Origin of the sequence: Burkholderia sp. Ap-955, assembly GCF_011753045.1 — a bacterium.
In the GTDB taxonomy this organism is placed as follows: Bacteria; Pseudomonadota; Gammaproteobacteria; order Burkholderiales; family Burkholderiaceae; genus Burkholderia; species Burkholderia lata_D.
Genome location: NZ_VWWH01000029.1, coordinates 44,537 through 64,725, shown reverse-complemented (window position 1 = coordinate 64,725; position 20,189 = coordinate 44,537). Strand labels below are relative to the sequence as shown.

General features: G+C 70.2%; 18 protein-coding genes. 9 read left to right on the top strand and 9 right to left on the bottom strand.

Annotated elements, in window-relative coordinates; translation table 11 throughout:
- Position 1 precedes the first annotated feature (1 nt).
- The 4 genes from efeB (at position 2) to F3J15_RS17700 (ending at position 5,085) form a co-directional block, all read left to right on the top strand.
- Entirely contained in the window at positions 2-1,306 is a 1,305-nt protein-coding gene (gene efeB, locus F3J15_RS17715; RefSeq protein WP_166893042.1) for an iron uptake transporter deferrochelatase/peroxidase subunit, read from the top strand.
- Positions 1,307-1,371: 65 nt separating this feature from the next.
- Positions 1,372-2,406: an iron ABC transporter substrate-binding protein gene (locus F3J15_RS17710; protein ID WP_166893040.1), complete on the top strand. Its 1,035-nt coding sequence runs from the start codon at positions 1,372-1,374 to the stop codon at positions 2,404-2,406.
- Positions 2,407-2,408: 2 nt separating this feature from the next.
- Positions 2,409-4,007: an iron ABC transporter permease gene (locus tag F3J15_RS17705; RefSeq protein WP_166893038.1), complete on the top strand. Its 1,599-nt coding sequence runs from the start codon at positions 2,409-2,411 to the stop codon at positions 4,005-4,007.
- 28 nt (positions 4,008-4,035) lie between these two features.
- A complete protein-coding gene (locus F3J15_RS17700) occupies positions 4,036-5,085 on the top strand; it encodes an ABC transporter ATP-binding protein (protein ID WP_166893036.1) in 1,050 nt (349 codons plus the stop codon).
- A gap of 46 nt (positions 5,086-5,131) precedes the next feature.
- Here F3J15_RS17700 and F3J15_RS17695 read toward each other — a convergent pair whose 3' ends face one another.
- The 9 genes from F3J15_RS17695 to F3J15_RS17655 form a co-directional block, all read right to left on the bottom strand.
- Positions 5,132-5,647 carry an SRPBCC family protein gene (locus F3J15_RS17695; RefSeq protein WP_166893034.1) on the bottom strand — a complete coding sequence of 172 codons (516 nt, stop codon included), beginning with the start codon at positions 5,645-5,647 and terminating at the stop codon, positions 5,132-5,134.
- Between the two features lie 44 nt (positions 5,648-5,691).
- Complete coding sequence (locus tag F3J15_RS17690; RefSeq protein ID WP_089445044.1) at positions 5,692-6,324, bottom strand: DUF1571 domain-containing protein; 633 nt, start codon at positions 6,322-6,324, stop codon at positions 5,692-5,694.
- Positions 6,321-6,752 carry a quinol oxidase gene (locus F3J15_RS17685; protein WP_205190845.1) on the bottom strand — a complete coding sequence of 144 codons (432 nt, stop codon included), beginning with the start codon at positions 6,750-6,752 and terminating at the stop codon, positions 6,321-6,323. The genes F3J15_RS17690 and F3J15_RS17685 overlap by 4 nt, the downstream gene beginning before the upstream one ends.
- A gap of 28 nt (positions 6,753-6,780) precedes the next feature.
- Positions 6,781-7,563: an anti-sigma factor gene (locus tag F3J15_RS17680; protein ID WP_166893031.1), complete on the bottom strand. Its 783-nt coding sequence runs from the start codon at positions 7,561-7,563 to the stop codon at positions 6,781-6,783.
- Positions 7,560-8,075: a sigma-70 family RNA polymerase sigma factor gene (locus tag F3J15_RS17675; RefSeq protein ID WP_039361534.1), complete on the bottom strand. Its 516-nt coding sequence runs from the start codon at positions 8,073-8,075 to the stop codon at positions 7,560-7,562. Before F3J15_RS17675 ends, F3J15_RS17680 begins: the two co-directional genes overlap by 4 nt.
- Before the next feature lie 34 nt (positions 8,076-8,109).
- Positions 8,110-8,469 (bottom strand): hypothetical protein, encoded by a 360-nt coding sequence (locus F3J15_RS17670; RefSeq protein ID WP_166893027.1) that lies wholly within the window; start codon positions 8,467-8,469, stop codon positions 8,110-8,112.
- A gap of 289 nt (positions 8,470-8,758) precedes the next feature.
- On the bottom strand, positions 8,759-11,740 hold the full coding sequence (locus F3J15_RS17665) for a hypothetical protein (RefSeq protein ID WP_166893023.1): 2,982 nt from the start codon (positions 11,738-11,740) through the stop codon (positions 8,759-8,761).
- Between the two features lie 481 nt (positions 11,741-12,221).
- Entirely contained in the window at positions 12,222-13,466 is a 1,245-nt protein-coding gene (locus tag F3J15_RS17660; RefSeq protein ID WP_166893020.1) for an FAD-binding oxidoreductase, read from the bottom strand.
- A 73-nt stretch (positions 13,467-13,539) separates the two neighbouring features.
- Complete coding sequence (locus F3J15_RS17655) at positions 13,540-14,319, bottom strand: ABC transporter substrate-binding protein (protein WP_166893017.1); 780 nt, start codon at positions 14,317-14,319, stop codon at positions 13,540-13,542.
- 379 nt (positions 14,320-14,698) lie between these two features.
- Here F3J15_RS17655 and F3J15_RS17650 point away from each other — a divergent pair, with 379 nt between their 5' ends.
- The 5 genes from F3J15_RS17650 to F3J15_RS17630 all read left to right on the top strand — a co-directional run bounded on the left by F3J15_RS17650 (position 14,699) and on the right by F3J15_RS17630 (position 20,121).
- Positions 14,699-15,673 carry an ornithine cyclodeaminase family protein gene (locus F3J15_RS17650; RefSeq protein ID WP_166893015.1) on the top strand — a complete coding sequence of 325 codons (975 nt, stop codon included), beginning with the start codon at positions 14,699-14,701 and terminating at the stop codon, positions 15,671-15,673.
- On the top strand, positions 15,670-16,473 hold the full coding sequence (locus F3J15_RS17645) for a PAS domain-containing protein (protein ID WP_166893012.1): 804 nt from the start codon (positions 15,670-15,672) through the stop codon (positions 16,471-16,473). Before F3J15_RS17650 ends, F3J15_RS17645 begins: the two co-directional genes overlap by 4 nt.
- Positions 16,474-16,680: 207 nt before the next feature.
- Positions 16,681-17,412 (top strand): DsbA family oxidoreductase, encoded by a 732-nt coding sequence (locus tag F3J15_RS17640; protein WP_069247282.1) that lies wholly within the window; start codon positions 16,681-16,683, stop codon positions 17,410-17,412.
- 139 nt (positions 17,413-17,551) lie between these two features.
- The gene (locus F3J15_RS17635; protein WP_166893009.1) at positions 17,552-18,991 is read left to right on the top strand and encodes a DHA2 family efflux MFS transporter permease subunit; all 1,440 of its coding nucleotides are present in this window, start codon (positions 17,552-17,554) and stop codon (positions 18,989-18,991) included.
- Between the two features lie 341 nt (positions 18,992-19,332).
- Positions 19,333-20,121, top strand: a complete 789-nt coding sequence (locus F3J15_RS17630; RefSeq protein ID WP_069247280.1) for a sulfite exporter TauE/SafE family protein — start codon at positions 19,333-19,335, stop codon at positions 20,119-20,121.
- Positions 20,122-20,189: the final 68 nt, after the last annotated feature.

Below are 20,189 nucleotides of genomic sequence, written 5' to 3'. Positions count from 1 at the left end.
CATGGCAGACGATTCCAACCAGCCACCGCGCCCCGCGCGGCGCGGCTTCCTGAAGGCGGGCGGCGCCGCGGTGGCCGCCGGCCTCGCAGCGGCGTCGATCCCGGCCGCGAAGGCGGCGGATGCACCCGCCGCCGCACCCGCGCCCGCTTCCGCGCACGACGGCGTCGAGCCGTTCTACGGCAAGCACCAGAGCGGCATCGCGACACCGCAGCAGCGCCACGCGTATTTCGCGGCGCTCGACCTGACGACGGCCCAGCGCGCGGATGTCATCACGCTGCTGAAAACCTGGACCGACGCCGCCGCGCGCATGACGCGCGGTGATACCGCACTGCCGCTCGCCGCGACGGGCGCCGACGACGTCGCGCCGGCGGACGGAGGCGACGCGCTCGGCCTCGGCCCCGCGCGCCTGACGATCACGTTCGGCTTCGGCCCCGGCATGTTCGCGCTGGCGGGCAAGGACCGCTTCGGCCTCGCGAAGCATCGGCCCGCCGCGCTCGTCGACCTGCCGCGCTTCAACGGCGACCAGTTGCTGCCGGAAAAGACCGGCGGCGACCTGTTCATCCAGGCGTGCGCGGACGACGCGCAGGTCGCGTTCCACGCGGTGCGCCAGCTCGTGCGCCTCGGCGCGAAAGCGGCGCAGATGCGCTGGGGCCAGGCCGGCTTCACGTCGGGCAAGCCCGGCGAGACGCCGCGCAACCTGATGGGCTTCAAGGACGGCACGATGAATCCGCCGATGTCCGACCCGGCCGCGATGGATGAATTCGTGTGGGCCGGCAGCGAAGGCCCGGCATGGATGAACGGCGGCACCTACACGGTCGTGCGCCGGATCCGCATCACGCTCGAGCACTGGGACAACACGGAGCTCGGCTTCCAGGAGCAGGTGGTCGGCCGTCACAAGTACAGCGGCGCGCCGCTCGGCCAGAAGCACGAGTTCGAGGCGCTCGATCTCGACGCGGCCGACAAGGACGGCAACCCGGTGATCCCCGACAACGCGCACGCGCGCCTCGCGTCGCCGCAGTTGAACAACGGCGCGCAGATCCTGCGCCGCGCGTACTCGTACAACGACAGCACGAACTTCTACATCGAGCGCTGGCCGCCGTGGCGCCAGCAGACCGAGTACGACGCGGGGCTGATGTTCGTCGCGCACCAGCGCGACCCGCGCAAGGGCTTCATTCCGATCAACGAGAAGCTCGCGAAGCTGGACATCATGAACCAGTTCACGACGCACGTCGGCAGCGCGATCTTCGCGTGCCCGCCGGGCGCGCAACCGGGTTCGTACATCGGCGCCGCGCTGTTCGAGGCATGACGACACGCCACGCAAGCCAAGGCACACCTTCCCGGCCCGGCCGGATGCAACCTGCTGAAAACCACATGAACACTTCACCCGTTAGCCGCTCGCTGCGGCACCTGATTTCCGCGGCGGCCGCCGCGCTGATGCTGACCGGCGCACTGCACGCCGCGCGCGCGCATGCCGCGACGCTCACGCTGTACAACGCGCAGCACGAGCAGGTCGTCAACCAGCTCGTCAAGGACTTCGAGGCGCAGAGCGGCATCACCGTGAAGGTGCGCTCGGGCGAAGGCCCGGCACTCGCCGCGCAGCTCGTCGCGGAAGGCGACCGCACGCCGGCCGACGTGTACTTCACCGAGAACTCGCCGGAGCTCGTGCTGCTCGACCGCAAGGGCCTGTTCGCGAAGACCGACGCCGCCACGCTGCAATCGGTACCCGCGCGCTTCAACCCGGCCGACGGCGACTGGGTCGGCGTGCTCGCGCGCGAGAACGTGCTCGTCTACAACACCGCGAAAATCCAGCCGCAGCAGCTGCCCGCTTCGCTGCTCGATCTCGCGAAACCGGAATGGAAGGGCAAGGTCGGCGTCGCGCCGAGCGACGCGGACTTCCTGCCGCTCGTGAGTGCGGTGCTCGCACTGCACGGCGAAGCCGCGACGCTGCAATGGCTGAAGGGCCTGAAGGCCAACGCGCAGATCTTCGACGACGACGAAGGCGTGACGGCGGCCGTCAACCGCGGCGGCGTGCTGACCGGCATCATCAACAACTACTACTGGGACCGCCTGCACGCCGAGCTCGGCGACAAGTCGACCCGCAGCGCGATCCATCACTTCGGCACAGGCGACGTCGGCGGTGCCGTCAACGTGTCCGGCGCCGCCGTGCTGAAGGCCTCGAAGCACCAGCCGGAAGCGCAGAAGTTCGTCGCGTATCTCGTCAGCGAGCGTGCGCAGAAACTGATGGCCGGCGGCCATATCAGCTTCGAGTATCCGCTGCATCCGGGCGTCGCGCCCGATCCGATCCTGAAGCCGTTCAACGAACTGAGCCCGCCGGCGCTGTCGTTCGAACAGCTCGGCGACGACAGCCAGGCCGGCAAGCTGCTGCGCCAGGCAGGCCTGCTCTGAGCATGAGCGACGCCGTGTCCCGCACGGCAGGCACCGCACGCGACGGCGAGCACACCGCGACACGGCGCCGCCCGTCGCGCGCGCTCGTCGCCGCGGCCGCGTGCGGGCCGCTCGCGATCCTGCTGCCGCTCGGCTTCACGCTGTACCGCGCGGCCACCTTCGGCGTCGACGATGCGATCGAGCTGCTGTGGCGCCCGCTCGTCGGCGAACTGCTGGTCAACACGTTGTCCATCACGCTCGCCGCGACCCTCGCGTGCACGCTGCTCGGCACGGCGCTCGCGTGGTTCATCGAGCGCACCGACCTGCCCGCCCGGCCGCTGTGGACCGCGCTCGCGGCCGCGCCGCTCGCGGTGCCGCCGTTCATCACGAGCTACGCGTGGGTGTCGCTGAGCCTCGACCTGCAGGATTTCCTCGGCGCGCTGATCGTGCTGACCTCCGCGTACTTCCCGCTCGTCTACCTGCCGGTGGCCGCCGCGCTGCGCGAACTCGACCCCGCGCTGGAGGAAAGCGCGCGCACGCTCGGCTGCTCGCCGTCGCATACCTTCTTCCGCGTCGTGCTGCCGCAGCTGCGCCCCGCGCTGTGCGGCGGGATGCTGCTCGTCGCGCTCGGCGTGCTGTCCGAGTTCGGCGCATTCCAGTTGCTGCGCTTTCGCACGTTCACGACCGAGATCTATGCGGAATACCGCACCGCGTTCGACGGCGGCGGCGCATCGCTGCTCGGCTGCGTGCTAATCGCGCTGTGCCTGCTGTGCCTCGCGATCGAGGCACGCGCACGCGGCCATGCGCGCTACGGTCATACGCACCGCGCCGCGCGCCGCGTCGCGATGCGTTATCCGCTCGGCCCGCTACGCGGCCCCGTCACCGCCGCGTTCGCCGCACTCGCCGCGGCGACGCTCGGCGTGCCGCTCGCGATGATCGGCTACTGGCTCACGCAACAGGGCGCGGCCGCCGTCACGCCGGCCGACGTGTCGCCCGAACTGCTGTGGCAGGCCACGCTGGCGTCGTCCGGCTACGGCCTGATGGCGGCCGCCGTCACGACGCTGCTCGCGCTGCCGCTCGCGTTCCTGCTGGTCCGTTATCCGGGCCGCGTCGCGACGCTCCTCGAGCGCACGGCGATGACCGTGCAGGGCGTGCCGGGCATCGTCGTCGCGCTGGCGATCGTGTCGATCACGGTACGGCTGCTGCAGCCGCTCTACCAGAGCGCACCGGCGCTCGTCGCCGCGTACGCGATCCTGTTCCTGCCGCTGGCGGTCGTCAGCGTGCGCGCGGCGCTGTCGCACGTGCAGGTCCGGCTCGAGGAAACGGCACGCTCGCTCGGGCTCGGCTGGCGCGCGACGCTCACGCGTGTGGTGCTGCCGCTCGCGGCGCCCGGCCTCGGCGCGGCCGCGACGATGGTGTTCATCTCGGTCGTGACGGAACTCAACGCGACGCTGCTGCTGTCGCCGATCGGCACCCGCACGCTCGCGACGCAGGTGTGGAGCGATACGGCGACGCTCGCGTTCGCCGCCGCGGCGCCCTATGCGGCGCTGCTCGTCGCGCTGTCGCTCGGTGCATCGGGACTGCTGTTCCTGCTGCTCGGCCGCGCGTCGGTGCGCGACTGAGCGCCGCCCTTTTTCCCCGGAACCGCCCATGAGCGAACTACGCATCCACGGCCTGTCGAAATCGTTCGGATCGCATACCGTCCTGCACGACATCGACCTCACCGTGCGGCGCGGCTCGCGCCTCGCGCTGCTCGGCCCGTCCGGCAGCGGCAAGACCACCCTGCTGCGCGTGCTGTGCGGCTTCGAGCGCGCCGAGCGCGGCACCGTCGAAATCGATGGCCGCCGCGTGGCCGCGCCCGACGTGCATCTGCCGCCCGAGCAGCGCCGGATCGGCTACGTGCCGCAGGAAGGTGCGCTGTTTCCGCATCTGTCGGTGGCCGACAACATCGCGTTCGGTCTGCCGCGCGCGGCGCGGCGGCACCATCATCGCGTCGACGAACTGCTCGAGATGGTCGGGCTGCCCGCGTCGTATGCGAGCCGTGCGCCGCAGCAACTGTCCGGCGGGCAGCAGCAGCGCGTCGCGCTCGCTCGCGCGCTCGCGCCCGAGCCGTCGCTCGTGATCCTCGACGAACCGTTCTCCGCGCTCGACACGTCGCTGCGCCACGAAACGCGCAGCGCGGTCGCCGATGCGCTCGCCGCGGCAGGCGCGACCGCGGTGCTCGTCACGCACGACCAGCCCGAGGCGATGACGCTCGGCGACGAAGTGGCGGTGATGTGGCACGGCCGGCTCGTGCAGACGGCCGCGCCGCAGACGCTGTACCGTCAACCCGTCACGCGCGACGTCGCGTCGTTCGTCGGACAGGCCGTGCTGCTCGCCGGCCGCGTGCGCAACATGCGCATCGCCTGCGCGCTCGGCGACCTGCCGCTCGTCGCGCCGCTGCCCGACGGGCCAGCCGATGCGATGCTGCGTCCCGAGCAGATCGGCATCGTGCCGGTCACGCACGGCGACGCGGCGCGCGGTCATACGGCGCGTGTCGAAGTCGCGCAGTTCGCGGGCCAGGACGCCGACGTGCTCGTGCGCCTCGATGCCGATGGCGACGTACGCGTGCGCGCACGCGTGCCGGGACACCGGTGTCCGGCCGTCGGCGAACGTGTCGCATTGGTGGTGGATGGCGCGGTGATGGCGTACGCGCGCTGAGCGGCGCGGCCCGCCGCTACGCGCCTTTGCTCGCGTTCACCCGCGCTCAGGCATCGGCGCAGCCCGCATCCGGCAAAGGCCGGAAGGTCCGGCCCTCCGTCTCAACCGCGGCGCCCAGCAGCCGCGCGAGCCCCTTCGCGCCTTCGCGCATCACGACGTCGTGGTTCCATCGGAACAGCGGGCGACCGAGCGGCTCCAGCCAATTCATCCAGCGCACGTGCGTGCGGATGTGCCAGTCGTAGCGCACGATCGTACGTGCGCCGTCGGCGACGAACGACCAGCATCCGTCGCCTTCGATCGCGCCGCTCGCGCGGCCTTCGAGTGCATGCGGCGGCTCGACGCGTCGCACGCGCATGTCGAAGGTCAACCGGTACGGCAGCGTCCCCTTCCATGTGTAACGGTGCAGCGCGCCGACGCCGCGCGCGTCGCCCGGTTCGATCTCGACGGTGCTCACGGCACCCTTCCACCAGGCGGGCCAGCGGTCGACCTGGTAGATCGCGTCCCACACCGCCGCGAGCGGCGCGTCCACGCGCCAGGTCGTCGAGAACCGGTATTCCGCCATGCAGCCTCCGGCATGCCCGTCACGGGCACGAGTCAGCGCACCGCTCAGGGCGCGAAGAAGCGTTCGGGAAACGCGACGTCGATCTCGATGTCGTCGAGCGTCACGGTTTCGAGCGGCACATCGTCATCGTCCGCGAAGCTGACGACCTTCCGCGGAAAGCCGTCCTCGGTATCGAGCCACAGCCGGTAGCGATGCACGCCGTCGACCGCGTGCGCGGGCGCGCCCGTGACCGACACGCGCAGCGCGGTCCGGCCGCCGACGGCCTCCTCGCCTTCGGTCACCGTCGCGCCGCCTTCCTGCAGCGCATGGACGTTGCGCAGCAGTTCGCCGACGTCCGACCGGTCGACCCGGTGGCCGCTGCGGTCGCGCACGAGCGGATTGGACGGCGACAGCGTCAGCGCGGGCGGCGCATGCACGCCGAACGGACGCAGCCGCACCTTGCCGTCGCCGGGATCGTAGGCGAGCACCGCGCCGTGATGCGGTGACACGAAATCCATCCGGACGAAGCCCGGTTTCAGGTACGCGTAATGGATTTCGGTATGCTCGCCGCCGCGCGCGGACGAGCGGATCGTCGCGCGGTACGAGCGGACGTGGTCGAAATGCGCCTGCGCGACGGTCACGGGATCGGCGGTCATGCTCGCTCCTATCAGGCTCGCGGCCAGCAACGCGGCGATCACGGCGCCGCCTCGACATCGAGCACGCCTTCCATCCCGCGCTCGCGATGGCTCCTGAAAAACAGGAGCCGATGCGTGCAATAGTAGGCGAACCGGCCCGGCTGCGCCGGCGTGAAGCGAAACGTCTTCGGCGTCGTGCCGAGCTCGGTGCGCACCGCGATGCCGGCTTGCGGCGCATCGATTTCGAAGCTGTGCGGCACCGGGCCGGGCGCGGCCGACACGGTCAGCTCGACCGGCACGTGCGCCCGCACGATCACGTGGTTCGGTCGGAAGAAATAACTGCCGCCGACGATCGCCACCCGTTGCACGCCGTCGGCGTCGACGGGCACGCGCAGCGGCGCGTCGCCGTCCGCCCGAGCAAGCGCGGCGCCCGCGGCGAGCGCCGCCAGCACCAGCATCGGCACGAGCCCCTTCGTCATCGTCGTCTTCATCACCTGCTCCCTGCCGGCGCCGCGCGCGTCACCCCTTCCACGCGTCGGTCGGGCCGCCGAGTTCGCCGCACGCATCGATCGCGAGTTCGCGCAGGCGCCGTTCGTCGCCCTGGCCGGACAATGCGTAGCCCATCCCGCGATCCGACCAGAAATACGTGTAGCGGTCGCCCGCCGAGATCGCCTTCGGCGCGAGACGCCGTGTGTCGTAGGCCGTCATGTACAGCGTCACGCGCTCGCCGTCCGCGCGCTGGTACATGAGTTGCGCGGCCGGCCCCGCTTCGCCGGGAAGCAGCCGGCCGCCGAGCAACCGGTAACCGTATTCGTCGAGCGACGGCGCACGCACGGGCCGCCCGAGACGCGCGGACAGCCACGCGACGAGATGGCCGGGGTCGCCCGCGCCGACCTCGACCGGATGGTCGCGGTCGGCCACATACGTCGCATAGGCGACATCCGCGCGCGCGGCGAACGCCGGTTCACCGCCGAACGCCATCCAGCCCGCATGCAGCGCGACACCGATCAGCAGCCCGGCCGCGAGCCCCGCGAACGCATAGGCGATCCCGCGCCGGCGCGGCGCACGGCGTTGCACGAACAGCGCGGACGCGGCGGCCGGCAGCGGGAACAGCGCCTGCAGCGCGTCGCGCTGCGCCTGATAATGCGCGAATCGTTCGGCTTCCTCCGGATTGGCCAGCACGCGCTCGAGCACCTCGCGACGCTCGTGCCCGGACAGCTCGCCGTCCAGCAACGCGGACAGCAGTTGCGCCGACGCATCGTCGTCCCGCTCGTTCGAAGGCTTGTGCGGATCGTCCATCATGTCTTCCCGATCACCCGTAATGCAGCCGTGCCGTGCGCCGGCGGCTCGTCGGACAACAGCGCGCGCATCTGCCCGCGCGCCCGTGCAAGCCGCGACATCACCGTTCCCACCGGGACGCCGAGCACCTCCGCGGCATCGCGATAGCTCAATTCCTCGAGCGCGACCAGCAGCAGCACCTCGCGCTGTTCGACCGGCAGCCGGTACAGCGCGCGCTGCACGTCGCGCAGCACCAGCCCGCCGATTTCGCCGGCCGGTGCGGCCATCGTCTGCCACGGCGCCGTCGCATCGTCGACCGCGATCTCGTGCCGCGCGCGCAACTGGTCGATGAAGCGGTGCCGCAGCAGCGTCAGCAGCCATGCGCGCAGGTTGCCGCCGTCGCGCGGCGGGCGGTTCAGCGCACGCTCGAGCGTGTCCTGCACGAGATCGTCTGCCCAGGCCCGGTCACCCGTCAGCGCGCGCGCATAACGCGTGAGATGCGGCAACCACACCAGCAGATCCGATTCGTAGCTCATCAGGATGCCTCGCGCACCGCCCCACCGCGCGTCGTCACGGACGCGCGACGTGCCACTTGCCGCCGACCCCGTCGCCGCCCGCTTCGCCGGGCTTGTGATCCAGCTTCCAGCGATACAGCGGGCGCCCGCGGTACGCCCATTGCTTGCTGCCGTCGTCACGCGCGACGAGACTCAACGCGCCGGTTGCCTTGTCGTACGCGTCGGCAAGCGCAGGCGGCCAGTTCGCCGCGCACGCGCGGTCGCATGCGCTCTTGCCGGGTGCATCGCGATCAAACACGTACAGCGTCATGTGATCTTCGTCGACCAGCTTTCCGTCGCCGGCTCGCGGTGGGTCCGCGGCGGCGGGCTGCACGATTGACGCCGTCAGCGCGGCGGCGACGAGTATCCGTTTCATGCCCTTTCTCCTTGACGCGGTATCGCGACACGGCGGCACCGGCCGGGACGATCAGCTTCGTCACGACCATTATCCCGCCGGCCGGCGCTGCCGGGATTCGGTATGTAAACGGATGGAGGCGACCGGTTATTCCACGCCGGCCGGCGAGCGCCGTTGGCGGCGGCCATTCGTCCGACGAAAGAAAAAAGGGACACCAAAGACAACGCGGCATGACATCGCTGTCATGCCGCGTCGTGCGGCCCGTTGCGCACGGCGGCCGATCCTGGCTCCGCCGTGCGTGCGCGGCCGGTTACTTCGGCAGTGCGCCCGTCAGCGACTGGAGCAGCGACGACACCGGCGCGAGCGGGTTGCCCGGCGCGCTGTTGCCCGAGTGCGGCGTGACCGACAGGCCCGGCGCGGAGCCGAGCGCCGTGCCCACCGTCGTACCGACCGCGTTGACGACCGTCGCCGTGGCGTTGGCGCCCGTCGTCAGCAGCGAGCCGACTGCACCCGCCGTGCCGCCGGCCGCGTTCGCGCCCGAGCCGAGCAGGCTGCCGCCCGCCGCTGCCGTCGAACCGGCCGCGCCCGACAGCGCGCCGGCCGCCTGCCCGAGGGCCACCGGACCGTTCGCGAGTGCGCCCGACACCGAACCGAGCGCACCGGTCAGTGCGCCGGCCGGGTTGCTGCCGCCCGTCAGGCCGCTCACGAGGTTCGTGATCGGGGCGATCGGGTTGCTGCCTGCCGCGCCCGACAGCGTGCCGACGACCTGGTTCACGACGCCTTGCACCGGCGCCAGCGGATTCGAGCCGCCGAGGTTGCCGAGCGTGCCGACCACCTGGTTCACGACGCCCTGTACCGGCGCCAGCGGGCTCGAGCCGCCGAGGTTGCCGAGTGCGCCCACGACGGAGCCGACCGCGTTACCCAGTGCGTTCGTGGCCGTGCCGACCGCGTTGCTGCTGCCAAGCGTGCCGACGACCTGGTTCACGACGCCCTGCACCGGCGCCAGCGGGTTCGAGCCGCCGAGGTTGCCGAGTGCGCCCGTCACCGAGCCCAGCGCGCCGGTCAGCGCACTGGCTGCGTTGCCGCCCGTCGGCAGCGCGTTCTGCAGACCGTTGACGAGGTTCGTGATCGGCGTGATCGGGCTACCGCCACCCGCGCCGGACAGCGTGCCGACGACCTGGTTCACGACGCCTTGCACCGGCGCCAGCGGGCCTCCCGCGTCGCCCAGCGTGCCGGCGAGCTGCGTGACGACGCCCTGCACCGGAGCCAGCGGGCTTCCCGCGCCGCCGACGTTGCCGAGCGTGCCCGTGATCGTGTTGACCGCGTTGCTCAGTGCGCCGGCCGGGTTGCCGCTGCCGAGCGTACCCGTGACCTGGTCGACGACGCTCTGGATCGGCGCCAGCGGGTTCGAGCCGCCGCCGATGCCGCCCAGTGCGCCCGTCACCGTGCCGAGTGCGCCGGTCAGCGCGCCTGCCGGATTGCCGCTGCCGAGCGTGCCCGTGACCTGGTTCACGACGCCTTGTACCGGCGCCAGCGGGTTCGAGCCGCCACCGATGCCGCCCAATGCGCCCGTCACCGTGCCGAGCGCGCCGGTCAGTGCACCAGCCGGATTGCCGCTGCCGAGCGCGCCCGTGACCTGGTTCACGACGCCTTGTACCGGCGCCAGCGGATTCGAGCCGCCACCGATGCCGCCCAATGCGCCCGTCACCGTGCCGAGCGCGCCGGTCAGCGCACCAGCCGGATTGCCGCTGCCGAGCGTGCCCGTTACCTGGTTCACGACGCCTTGAACCGGCGCCAGCGGGTTCGAGCCGCCGCCGATGCCGCCCAGTGCGCCCGTCACCGTGCCGAGTGCGCCGGTCAGCGCGCCTGCCGGATTGCCGCTGCCGAGCGTGCCCGTCACTTGATTGACGACGCCTTGAACCGGAGCCAGCGGATTCGCGCCGCCGCCGATGCCGCCCAATGCGCCCGTCACCGTGCCGAGTGTGCCGGTCAGCGCGCCTGCCGGATTACCGCTGCCGAGCGCGCCTGTGACCTGGTTCACGACGCCTTGTACCGGCGCCAGCGGGTTTGAGCCGCCACCGATGCCACCCAATGCGCCCGTCACCGTGCCGAGCGCGCCGGTCAGTGCGCCTGCCGGGTTGCCGCTGCCGAGCGCGCCCGTGACCTGATTCACGACGCCCTGTACCGGCGCCAGCGGATTCGAGCCACCGCCGATACCGCCCAGGGCGCCCGTGACCGTGCCGAGAGCGCCCGTCAACGCGCCAGCCGGGTCGCCGCCACCGAGCGCACCCGTCACTTGATTGACGACACCCTGAACCGGCGCCAGCGGATTCGAGCCACCGCCGATACCGCCCAGGGCGCCCGTGACCGTGCCGAGAGCGCCCGTGACCGTGCCGAGAGCGCCCGTCAACGCGCCAGCCGGGTCGCCGCCACCGAGCGCACCCGTCACTTGATTGACGACACCCTGAACCGGCGCCAGCGGGTTCGAGCCGCCACCGATGCCGCCCAGTGCGCCCGTCACCGTGCCGAGTGCACCGGTCAGTGCGCCTGCCGGGTTGCCGCCACCGAGCGCACCCGTCACTTGATTGACGACACCTTGTACCGGCGCCAGCGGATTCGAGCCGCCACCGATGCCGCCCAGTGCGCCCGTGACCGTGCCGATCGCGCCAGTCAGTGCGCCTGCCGGGTCGCCGCCACCGAGCGCGCCCGTTACTTGATTGACGACGCCTTGCACCGGCGCCAGCGGGTTCGAACCACCGCCGATACCACCGACCGCACCCGTCACCTGATTGACGACACCCTGAACCGGTGCCAGCGGATTCGACCCGCCGCCGACATTACCCAGTGCCCCCGTTACCGTGCCAACCGCATTGCTCAGCGTCCCCGTCGCCGTATTCAGCGCACCGGTCAACGCACCCGCCGGGTTGCCGCCGCCCAACGCACCCGTCACCTGATTCAGCACCCCCTGGACCGGCGCGAGCGGCTGTACCGTGCCGCCGCCACCGCCGAGTGCGCCCGTCACCGCCCCCACGGCGCCCGACAGTACCTGGCCGGGATCGCCCAGCGACGTCTGGATCGCGCCCGCCCCGCCTGCCGCCACTGTGACCGAGCCCAGCGGCGACGTACCCGTCGCGACCAACCCGACCGACACGCTGTTCGTCGGCGGGTTGACGATCACTTGCGGAATCGGCAGCGCATCAAGGGCCCCCGCCATCGCGGAACCCGAAGCCAGTACCCCGAACACCGTCGCAACCGACAGCGCCACACCCGTCAATTTAAAATTGTGTCTCATCTTTATTTTCCCCATCTCGGTTGGCACAACGTTGATAAAGCATGGGGACGGATTGCACGAAGTGTGCCAATTCGAAAAACAGGATCGATTCGTCTGCCTATTGACGGGCAATAACGCTTTTTTAATCGATTTCAGACGAAATTCACGGCCGTGGCGCCGCAATCATCTGACGAAAAAGGCCGACGAAACACGGATGTAACGTAACGTTTGCGAGCCCCGTGGTAACGTGTTCCGGTACATTCCGCGTAACACCGGAACACCCGCTGCGACGGTGTGCCTCACGTCGCGAGCGGCTGCCCATTACGCATTTCAGCAATATGAAAATGCATTGATAAATCGCCGATTTTCTGATTTTCTTTATTTCGCGATTATCTTTCTTGCCGATTACGCAGATCATTTCCGATTGCGTGATTTCCGATAATTCGGATAGCAGATTGAAACATTGTGAAGGGCGGCGCGCGCGACGCAGCGCACCGCCGGATCAGCCGAAGCGCGCGGGCCGGTACGGATGAGGATCGATATAGGTCGGCGCGCCCGTCATCATTTCGGCGAGCAGTCGTCCGCTTGCGGGGCCGAGCGTGAGCCCGTGATGGCAATGGCCGAACGCGAACCACAGGTGGCGATGGCGCGGCGCGGGCCCGATCACAGGGCGCATGTCGGGCGTGCACGGTCGCATCCCGAGCCACGGTTCGGGATCGAGCCGCTCGCCGATGCCGAACGCGTCGCGCGCCAGCGGCTCGGCGCGCGCGAGCTGCACGCCGGTCGGCGGTGCGCCGCGCAGCGCGATCTCGACGCCGGTCGTGAGCCGCAGGGGGCCGCCTTCCATCGGCGCGACGACGAAACCTGCCTCGGTATCGCACACGGGCACGTTCAACGGCGCGCGCGTCGGCCGGTAATGCATGTGATAGCCGCGCTTTGCGCGCAGCGGAATCCGATAGCCGAGCGGCTCGAAGACGTGATCGGACCACGGCCCGAGCGCCACCACGGCCGAGCGTGCCGAGATCGGCCCGTGTTCGGTACCGACCTGCCAGCCGCCCTCCACCTGCACGAGCGTCCGGGCATCGCCGAGCGCGAACGTGCCGCCGTCGCGCTCGAACAGCCGCGCGTAGGCTTTGGTCAGCCCGCCCGGGCTCGACACGGTCTTCGGGTCCTGCCAGTGGAATGCGCCGCAGAACGCGTCGCCGATACCGGGCTCGCGTGCGCGCAACGCACGTGCGTCGAGCACGGTCATCCGCAGCCCGTGCGCGTCGGCCACGCGCTGCTGCGCGCGCGTTTCCGCATCGAACAACTCAGGCGAACGGAACGCCTCGATCCACCCGCCGTCGTGCACGAGCGGCTGCGCATCGGTGCGCGCGAGCAGCGCGTCGTGCTCGACCACGCTCGCCGCGACGAGCGGCAACAAGTCGCGCGCGGCGACCGCCAGCCGCTGCGGCGACGATTCGCGCCAGAAGCGCGCGAGCCAGCCCGCATACGCGGGCAGCGCGCGGTAGTCCCAGTAGAGATCGACCGAGCGGTTGCGCGCATAGCGCAGCAGCGTGCCGAGCCGGCGCGGAAACGCGTACGGCACGACCGACGAGCGCTCGATCAGCCCCGCATTGCCGTGGCTCGTTTCCTCGCCGGGCGCGCGCCGGTCGACGAGCGCGACGCGCAGCCCGCGATCCTGCAGATGCAGCGCCGACGACACGCCGACGATGCCGGCCCCCAGAACGATGACGTCGAAATCCATGGTTCCCCGTACTGCGTCGAGATTCGATGCGACACGCGCCGGCGCGGCGGCCGGCGCACGGCGGTCATTACGATTACTTCGAGACGATGTCGCGCTTGAAGTACTTCTGCGACAGCGCGCTGAGCGTGCCGTCCTTCTTCAGCGCGTCGAGCGCACCGACGATCTTCGCCTGCAGCGCCTTGTCGTTCTTGCGCATCCCGAAGCCCGTGCCTTCGCCGAGCGTCGCCGGATCCTTCAGCGGCTCGCCGACGATCTGGTAGTCGCGGCCGGCCGGCTTGTCGAGGAAACCGTCCTGCGCGGTCTGTGCTTCCTGCACGGCCGCGTCGAGGCGACCCGCGACGAGGTCGGCGTAGATCTGGTCCTGATCCTGGTACGACACCACGGCCACGCCCGCGTTGGCCCAGTGCGCCTTCAGGAAATCCTCCTGGGACGAGCCCTGCAGCACGCCGACGTGCTTGCCGCGCAGGCTCGCGACGTCGGGCCGCAGCGGCGAGCCGTGCTTCGCGATCATCACGATCGGCACCACGTAGATCGCCGGCGTGAAATCGATGCTCTGCCGGCGCTTCGACGTGATGTTCATCGCCGAGTTGATCGCGTCGAACTTGCGCGCCTGCAGCGCCGGGATCAGGCCGTCGAACGCATTCTCGACCCACATGCATTTCATGTTCAGCTTCGCGCACACCGCGTTGCCGATGTCGACGTCGAAGCCCTGCAGCTGGCCGGCCGGCGTCTTGCTCTCGAACGGCGGATAGGCGGCTTCGATCCCGAAGCGCAACGTGGTCTGTTCCGCATGGGCCGTGACGGCCGCGCAGGCAAGCGCCGCGGCGGCGCAAAGGGAGAGCTTCCAGTTCATGACGGTCCTTCCGTTCTGGATTGAGGCGATGAAGATCGGTGCACGACGGTGCCGGCCGGACGCCCGATCGGCATTCGAAGCAGGCGGCCGCCACACGGCGGCGCATCGTGTCCTGCACACGAAATATAGACTTAAAGTCTACTATAGACTATAGGGGATACGAGAATCGTGCCCCGATACGCGACATCAAAAGATCGCCATCCACCATAAATGCCTTTGATTTACCGGCGTTTTTTTCGAGCCACGCGACGACACGGAGTCTCGAAAAGAAAAATTATCCGGATTTTGTTTGTCTATATTAGACTTTTCGTCCATCACGAACATTGCCGGACACCGTCGATCGAGACTGTCCTGTCCGGCCCCGACCGGAGATGTCCCCATGACGCAAACCGCCCCGACCCTGCCGCTGACCGTCGACGAAGCCGCGGTGCGCGCGGCCCTGCCGTCGCTCGACGTGCTCGGCACGCTGCGCCGCATGTTCGCGTCGCTCGCCGCGGCGCGCGCGGTGCAGCCGCCGCAGACGCTCACGCTGTTTCCCGACCAGGCCGGCGACTTCATCACATATCTCGGCGCGCTCGCCGACGCGCAGGTGTTCGGCGCGAAGCTGTCGCCGTATGTCGTGACGGGCGGCAAGCCCGACGGGAGACCCATCGTCACCGCGTGGACCGCGCTGATGTCGATGCGCACGGGCCAGCCGCTGATGTGGTGCGACGCGGGGCGGCTCACCGTCGAGCGCACGGCCGGCACGACCGCGCTCGCGGTCGACTGCCTCGCGCCGCGCGACGCGCGCCATCTCGCGATCGTCGGCGCGGGCGCGGTCGGCCTCGCGCACCTGCGGCACACGGCAGGCTTGCGCGACTGGGAGACGATTCACGTGTACTCGCCCTCGCTCGCCGGCGACGCGGCGCAGCAGGCGGCGCTCGCGCAGCTCGATCCGCGTGCGTGCGCCGCGGCGAGCGTCGAAGCCTGCGTGCGCGACGCGGACGTCGTGATGCTGTGCACGTCGTCGGGCACGCCCGTGCTCGGCGACGGGATGCTCACGCGCCCCGCGCTCGTCACGTCGATCAGCACGAACGTCGCACGCGCGCACGAGATCCCGCCGGCCTGGCTGCCCGACATGGACGTGTACTGCGACTACCGGCACACGACGCCCGCGAGCGCCGGCGAGATGCAGATCGCGGCGGCAGAACACGGCTGGGACGCCGCGCGGATCGCCGGCGACCTGCCCGCGCTCGTCGCCGGCACCTGCCCGGCACCGTCGTACGCCCGTCACGCGTTCTTCCGCTCGATCGGCCTCGGCCTCGAGGACATCGCGATCGCGCACGCGCTGTACACGCACCTGACGCGCGCATGAGCGGCACGCGCGCGCGGGGCCGATACAATGGCACAACCGCCGCGGCGGCCGCGCGCGGGCGCACGGGCATGCCGGCCAACGGTGCGCCGGCACCCCGGCCCGATGCGCTGCCCGGCCCCCGCCCACCCGAGATGGCGAACCCGATGCGCAAGAAGAAATCCCCCGTCAAAGACCTGCTGCTCACCCGCTATGCGCCGATCGCCGACGGTATCGCCGCGCTGTTCTTCCCGTACGCGGAAGTCGTGATCCACGACCTGCACGACCAGACCGTGCTGTATCTCGCGAACAACCTGTCGAAGCGCGAGGTCGGCGACGATTCCGCGCTCGAGGAAATCGATCATTCCGCACGCGAGCGCGTGATCGGCCCGTACGAGAAGCTGAACTGGGACGGCCGGCGGATGCGCTGCGTCAGCAACGTGCTGTTCGACGACGAAGGCCGCCCGGCCGGGATGATGTGCATCAACTTCAACATCGCGGTGTTCGACGAGGTGCGCGCGACGCTCGACCTGTTCATCAAGGGCGCGGGCGTCGTCGCGCAGCCGGACGAGCTGTTCCGCGACGACTGGCAGGAGCGCATCAACACGTTCCTGCACGGCTGGCTGCGCGAGCGGCAGGTCGGGCTGAACGGGCTCACGCGCGAGCACCGGCGCGAGCTCGTCGAAGCGCTTTACGCGGAGGGCGCGTTCCGCGGCAAGAGCGCGGCGAACTATGTCGCTAACGTGCTCGGGATGGGCCGCGCGACCGTCTACAAGCACCTCAAGCACCTCAAGCACCTGAAGGAAACGCAGGGCGACGCGTAAGCGCTCCCCTTTCGGGCCGGTTCGCCGCAGCACACGGCGACGGCCGGGCATCGGCATTCGCTATCGGGACGCCGCTTCCGTGTCTATGCTTCGTGATACGCCGGGCGCCCGTTTCATATGACCGCATGGCCGCCCGGCCAACACGAAGCGTCGAAGAACAAAATGATATAGTCCCGGTTACACTTTTTTTGCTGCCCGGAACCGCCCATGACGACCGCTCCCGCCCCGACTGCCCGCCCGACCCTGACCGTCGAAATCTGGTCCGACCTGATCTGTCCGTGGTGCTGGATCGGCAAGCGCCGCTTCGACGAGGCGCTCGCCGCGTTCGCGCACGCCGACCGCGTCGACGTCGCACTGCGTGCGTACCGGCTGATGCCCGGCCAGCCCGTCGAGCCGGTCGAGGCGATGCTCGCCGGCAAGTACCGGATGTCGCCCGCGCAGGTCGACCAGATGCTGCGCCAGGTGACCGATGCGGCCGCGAGCGTCGGGCTGCGCTACGACCTGCCCGGCACGCTCGTCGGCGATACGCTCGACGGCCATCGGCTCGTGAAGCTCGCGGAAGCGACAGGCCGCGCGCACGTGCTGACCGAGCGGCTGTACCGCGCGTATTTCTGCGAGCACGGCTCGCTGTTCGATCACGCCGAGCTGACCGAATTCGCGGTCGAAGCGGGGCTCGAGCGCTCGGCCGTCGAAGCCGTGCTGCGCAGCGACCAGTACCACGCCGAAGTCGACGCCGATGCCGCCCGCGCCGCGCAGATCGGCGGCCGTGGCGTGCCGTTGTTCGTGTTCGGCGGCCGTTACGCGGTATCGGGCGCGCAACCGGCCGACGCGTTCGCGCAGGCGCTCGACCAGGCATGGCGCGACGGCATCGTCGAACTCGATGGCGGCGACGCAGCCGCGTGCGGCCCCGACGGCTGCGAACTGCCGGCGCGCTCGTAACGCCCGTCGCGTCCATCGTCACGCGCGTCCCGCCCGGACGCGCGACTACGCATCGCTGCTGCCACAAACCGGCAGGAAGCGCGCGCCGAGGGGGTCTACAATGCAGCCGTTCAAATAACGATCAGAAGGCGGCAAGCCCATGACCCACGGGATTCACGGCGAGAAGCGCTGGTACGCGCTGATCGTTCTCTGCCTCGGCGTGCTGATGATCGTGCTCGACAGCACGATCGTGAACGTTGCCCTGCCGTCGATCAGCACCGACCTCCATTTCACCGAGACGGCCCTCGTGTGGGTCGTCAACGCGTACCTGCTGACGTTCGGCGGCTGCCTGCTGCTCGGCGGGCGGCTCGGCGACCTGTACGGCCAGCGGCGCATGTTCCTCGCCGGCCTCGTCGTCTTCACGCTCGCATCGCTCGCGTGCGGCCTCGCGCAATCGCAGGCGATGCTGATCGCCGCGCGCGCGGTGCAGGGAATCGGCGGCGCGGTCGTATCGGCCGTCGCGCTGTCGCTGATCATGAATCTCTTTACCGAGCCCGGCGAACGCGCCCGCGCGATGGGTGTGTACGGCTTCGTCTGCGCGGGCGGCGGCAGCATCGGCGTGCTGCTCGGCGGGCTGCTGACGAGCTCGCTGTCGTGGCACTGGATCTTCCTCGTCAACCTGCCGATCGGCATCGCGGTCTATGCGATGTGCGCCGCGCTGCTGCCGCGCCTGCGCGCGCCGGCCGGCAACGCGCGGCTCGACGTCGCGGGCGCGATCACCGTGACCGCGTCGTTGATGCTGGCCGTCTACGGGATCGTCGGCGGCAACGAAGCCGGCTGGCTGTCGACGCAGACCGTCGCGCTGATCGGCGCGGCCGTCGCGCTGCTCGCGCTGTTCATCGCGATCGAGGCGCGCGCCGCGCATCCGCTGATGCCGCTCTCGCTGTTCGCCTCGCGCAACGTCTCGCTCGCGAACGTGATCGCCGTGCTGTGGGCGGCCGCGATGTTCGCGTGGTTCTTCCTGTCCGCGCTGTACATGCAGCGCGTGCTTGGCTACGGGCCGCTGCAGGTCGGTCTCGCCTTCCTGCCGGCGAACCTGATCATGGCCGCGTTCTCGCTCGGGCTGTCCGCGCGGATCGTGATGCGCTTCGGCATCCGCGGCCCGATCGCGGCCGGCCTGCTGATCGCGGCCTGCGGCCTCGCACTGTTCTCGCGTGCGCCGGTGGACGGCGGCTTCGTCTGGCACGTGCTGCCCGGCATGACGCTGCTCGGCATCGGCGCGGGCGTCGCGTTCAATCCGGTGCTGCTCGCCGCGATGAGCGACGTCGATCCGGCCGATTCCGGGCTCGCGTCGGGGATCGTCAACACCGCGTTCATGATGGGCGGCGCGCTCGGCCTCGCCGTGCTCGCGAGCCTCGCGGCTGCCCGCGCCGACGCGCTCGCGGCAGCGAATGCCGCGCCGCTCGACGCGCTGAACGGCGGCTACCATGCGGCCTTCGCGTTCGGCGCGGCATTCGCCGCCGTCGCCGCGCTGATCGGCCTCGCGCTGCGCATCCGGCAGCAGGGTGCAGTCGAAGGCGTCGGCCCCGCGATGCACTGACTGGTGGCTGGTGGCTGGTGGTGTCCACCGCCGCCGTCGAACCAGGGCGCGCACTGTCGCGCCCTTTTTTATACGTGCCGGGTCTGGCATCGGCTCTCGCTTCACGGGGCGTTTCGCGCCGATCAGCCGCGAGGAGGACGGCCACCACGCCCCCGCGCCACTCAAACGCCCGTTTTACTTCCAGCCGGATGCCCGCCTCACGGGCTTTCCCATTCGATTTTTAACGCAGTCGTACATCGACGCGCCACATTTGCGACAATGGCGGACTTTGATGCGCGCGCCGCGGCCACGCGCCGCCGCCGAACATCGCATAACCGTCGCCGCATAACCGTCTGCTTCCGATGTCGCTTCCCCATATCGATCTGCTGTACTCGTTGTCCGGCCTGTTCGTCGGCATCCTCGTCGGCCTGACGGGCGTTGGCGGTGGTTCGTTGATGACGCCGATCCTCGTGCTGCTGTTCGGCGTCCACCCCGCAACGGCGGTCGGCACGGACCTGCTGTACGCGGCCGCGACCAAGGCCACCGGCACGCTCGTCCACGGCCTGAAAGGCTCGATCGACTGGCGCATCACGGGCCGGCTCGCGGCGGGCAGCGTCCCGGCCGCGGCCGTCACGCTGTGGTGGCTGCATACGCACGGGATGAACACGCCGGGCACCGCGCGGATGATCCAGCTCGTGCTCGGCATCGCGCTGCTGCTCACGTCGCTCGCGCTGATCTTCCGGCCGCAGCTCACCGCGTTCGCCGCACGCAACCCGCTGGCGCCGAGCCCCGCGCGCACGCTGTGGTCGACCGTGCTGACGGGCGCCGTGCTCGGCGTGCTCGTGTCGATGACGTCGGTCGGTGCGGGCGCGATCGGCGTGACCGTGCTCCTGCTGCTGTATCCGATGCTCGCGACGACCCGCATCGTCGGCTCCGACATCGCGCACGCGGTGCCGCTCACGCTCGTCGCGGGCATGGGCCACTGGCTGCTCGGCTCGGTCGACTGGTCGATGCTGCTGTCGCTGCTGCTCGGCTCGCTGCCCGGCATCGTGATCGGCAGCCTGCTGTCGGCGCGCGCGCCCGAACGGCTGCTGCGCAACCTGCTCGCCTCGACGCTCGTCGCGGTCGGCATCCGGCTCGTGCTCGCGTAACACGCGGCGAGAACGCCCTGTCCTCGACGGTTTGACGCCATTTCTCTGTCGGCGCAGGACGCGCTGGT

Bases quoted from the DNA above. Each gene is read 5' to 3' on its own strand.
- F3J15_RS17710 (WP_166893040.1), top strand. From the start codon at position 1,372: ATGAACACTTCACCCGTTAGCCGCTCGCTGCGGCACCTGATTTCCGCG.
- F3J15_RS17640 (WP_069247282.1), top strand. From the start codon at position 16,681: ATGACGACCGCTCCCGCCCCGACTGCCCGCCCGACCCTGACCGTCGAA.
- F3J15_RS17665 (WP_166893023.1), bottom strand. From the start codon at position 11,740: ATGAGACACAATTTTAAATTGACGGGTGTGGCGCTGTCGGTTGCGACG.
- F3J15_RS17660 (WP_166893020.1), bottom strand. From the start codon at position 13,466: ATGGATTTCGACGTCATCGTTCTGGGGGCCGGCATCGTCGGCGTGTCG.
- efeB (WP_166893042.1), top strand. From the start codon at position 2: ATGGCAGACGATTCCAACCAGCCACCGCGCCCCGCGCGGCGCGGCTTC.
- F3J15_RS17670 (WP_166893027.1), bottom strand. From the start codon at position 8,469: ATGAAACGGATACTCGTCGCCGCCGCGCTGACGGCGTCAATCGTGCAG.
- F3J15_RS17635 (WP_166893009.1), top strand. From the start codon at position 17,552: ATGACCCACGGGATTCACGGCGAGAAGCGCTGGTACGCGCTGATCGTT.
- F3J15_RS17630 (WP_069247280.1), top strand. From the start codon at position 19,333: ATGTCGCTTCCCCATATCGATCTGCTGTACTCGTTGTCCGGCCTGTTC.
- F3J15_RS17650 (WP_166893015.1), top strand. From the start codon at position 14,699: ATGACGCAAACCGCCCCGACCCTGCCGCTGACCGTCGACGAAGCCGCG.
- F3J15_RS17645 (WP_166893012.1), top strand. From the start codon at position 15,670: ATGAGCGGCACGCGCGCGCGGGGCCGATACAATGGCACAACCGCCGCG.
- F3J15_RS17685 (WP_205190845.1), bottom strand. From the start codon at position 6,752: ATGAAGACGACGATGACGAAGGGGCTCGTGCCGATGCTGGTGCTGGCG.
- F3J15_RS17705 (WP_166893038.1), top strand. From the start codon at position 2,409: ATGAGCGACGCCGTGTCCCGCACGGCAGGCACCGCACGCGACGGCGAG.
- F3J15_RS17655 (WP_166893017.1), bottom strand. From the start codon at position 14,319: ATGAACTGGAAGCTCTCCCTTTGCGCCGCCGCGGCGCTTGCCTGCGCG.
- F3J15_RS17700 (WP_166893036.1), top strand. From the start codon at position 4,036: ATGAGCGAACTACGCATCCACGGCCTGTCGAAATCGTTCGGATCGCAT.
- F3J15_RS17675 (WP_039361534.1), bottom strand. From the start codon at position 8,075: ATGAGCTACGAATCGGATCTGCTGGTGTGGTTGCCGCATCTCACGCGT.
- F3J15_RS17680 (WP_166893031.1), bottom strand. From the start codon at position 7,563: ATGATGGACGATCCGCACAAGCCTTCGAACGAGCGGGACGACGATGCG.
- F3J15_RS17695 (WP_166893034.1), bottom strand. From the start codon at position 5,647: ATGGCGGAATACCGGTTCTCGACGACCTGGCGCGTGGACGCGCCGCTC.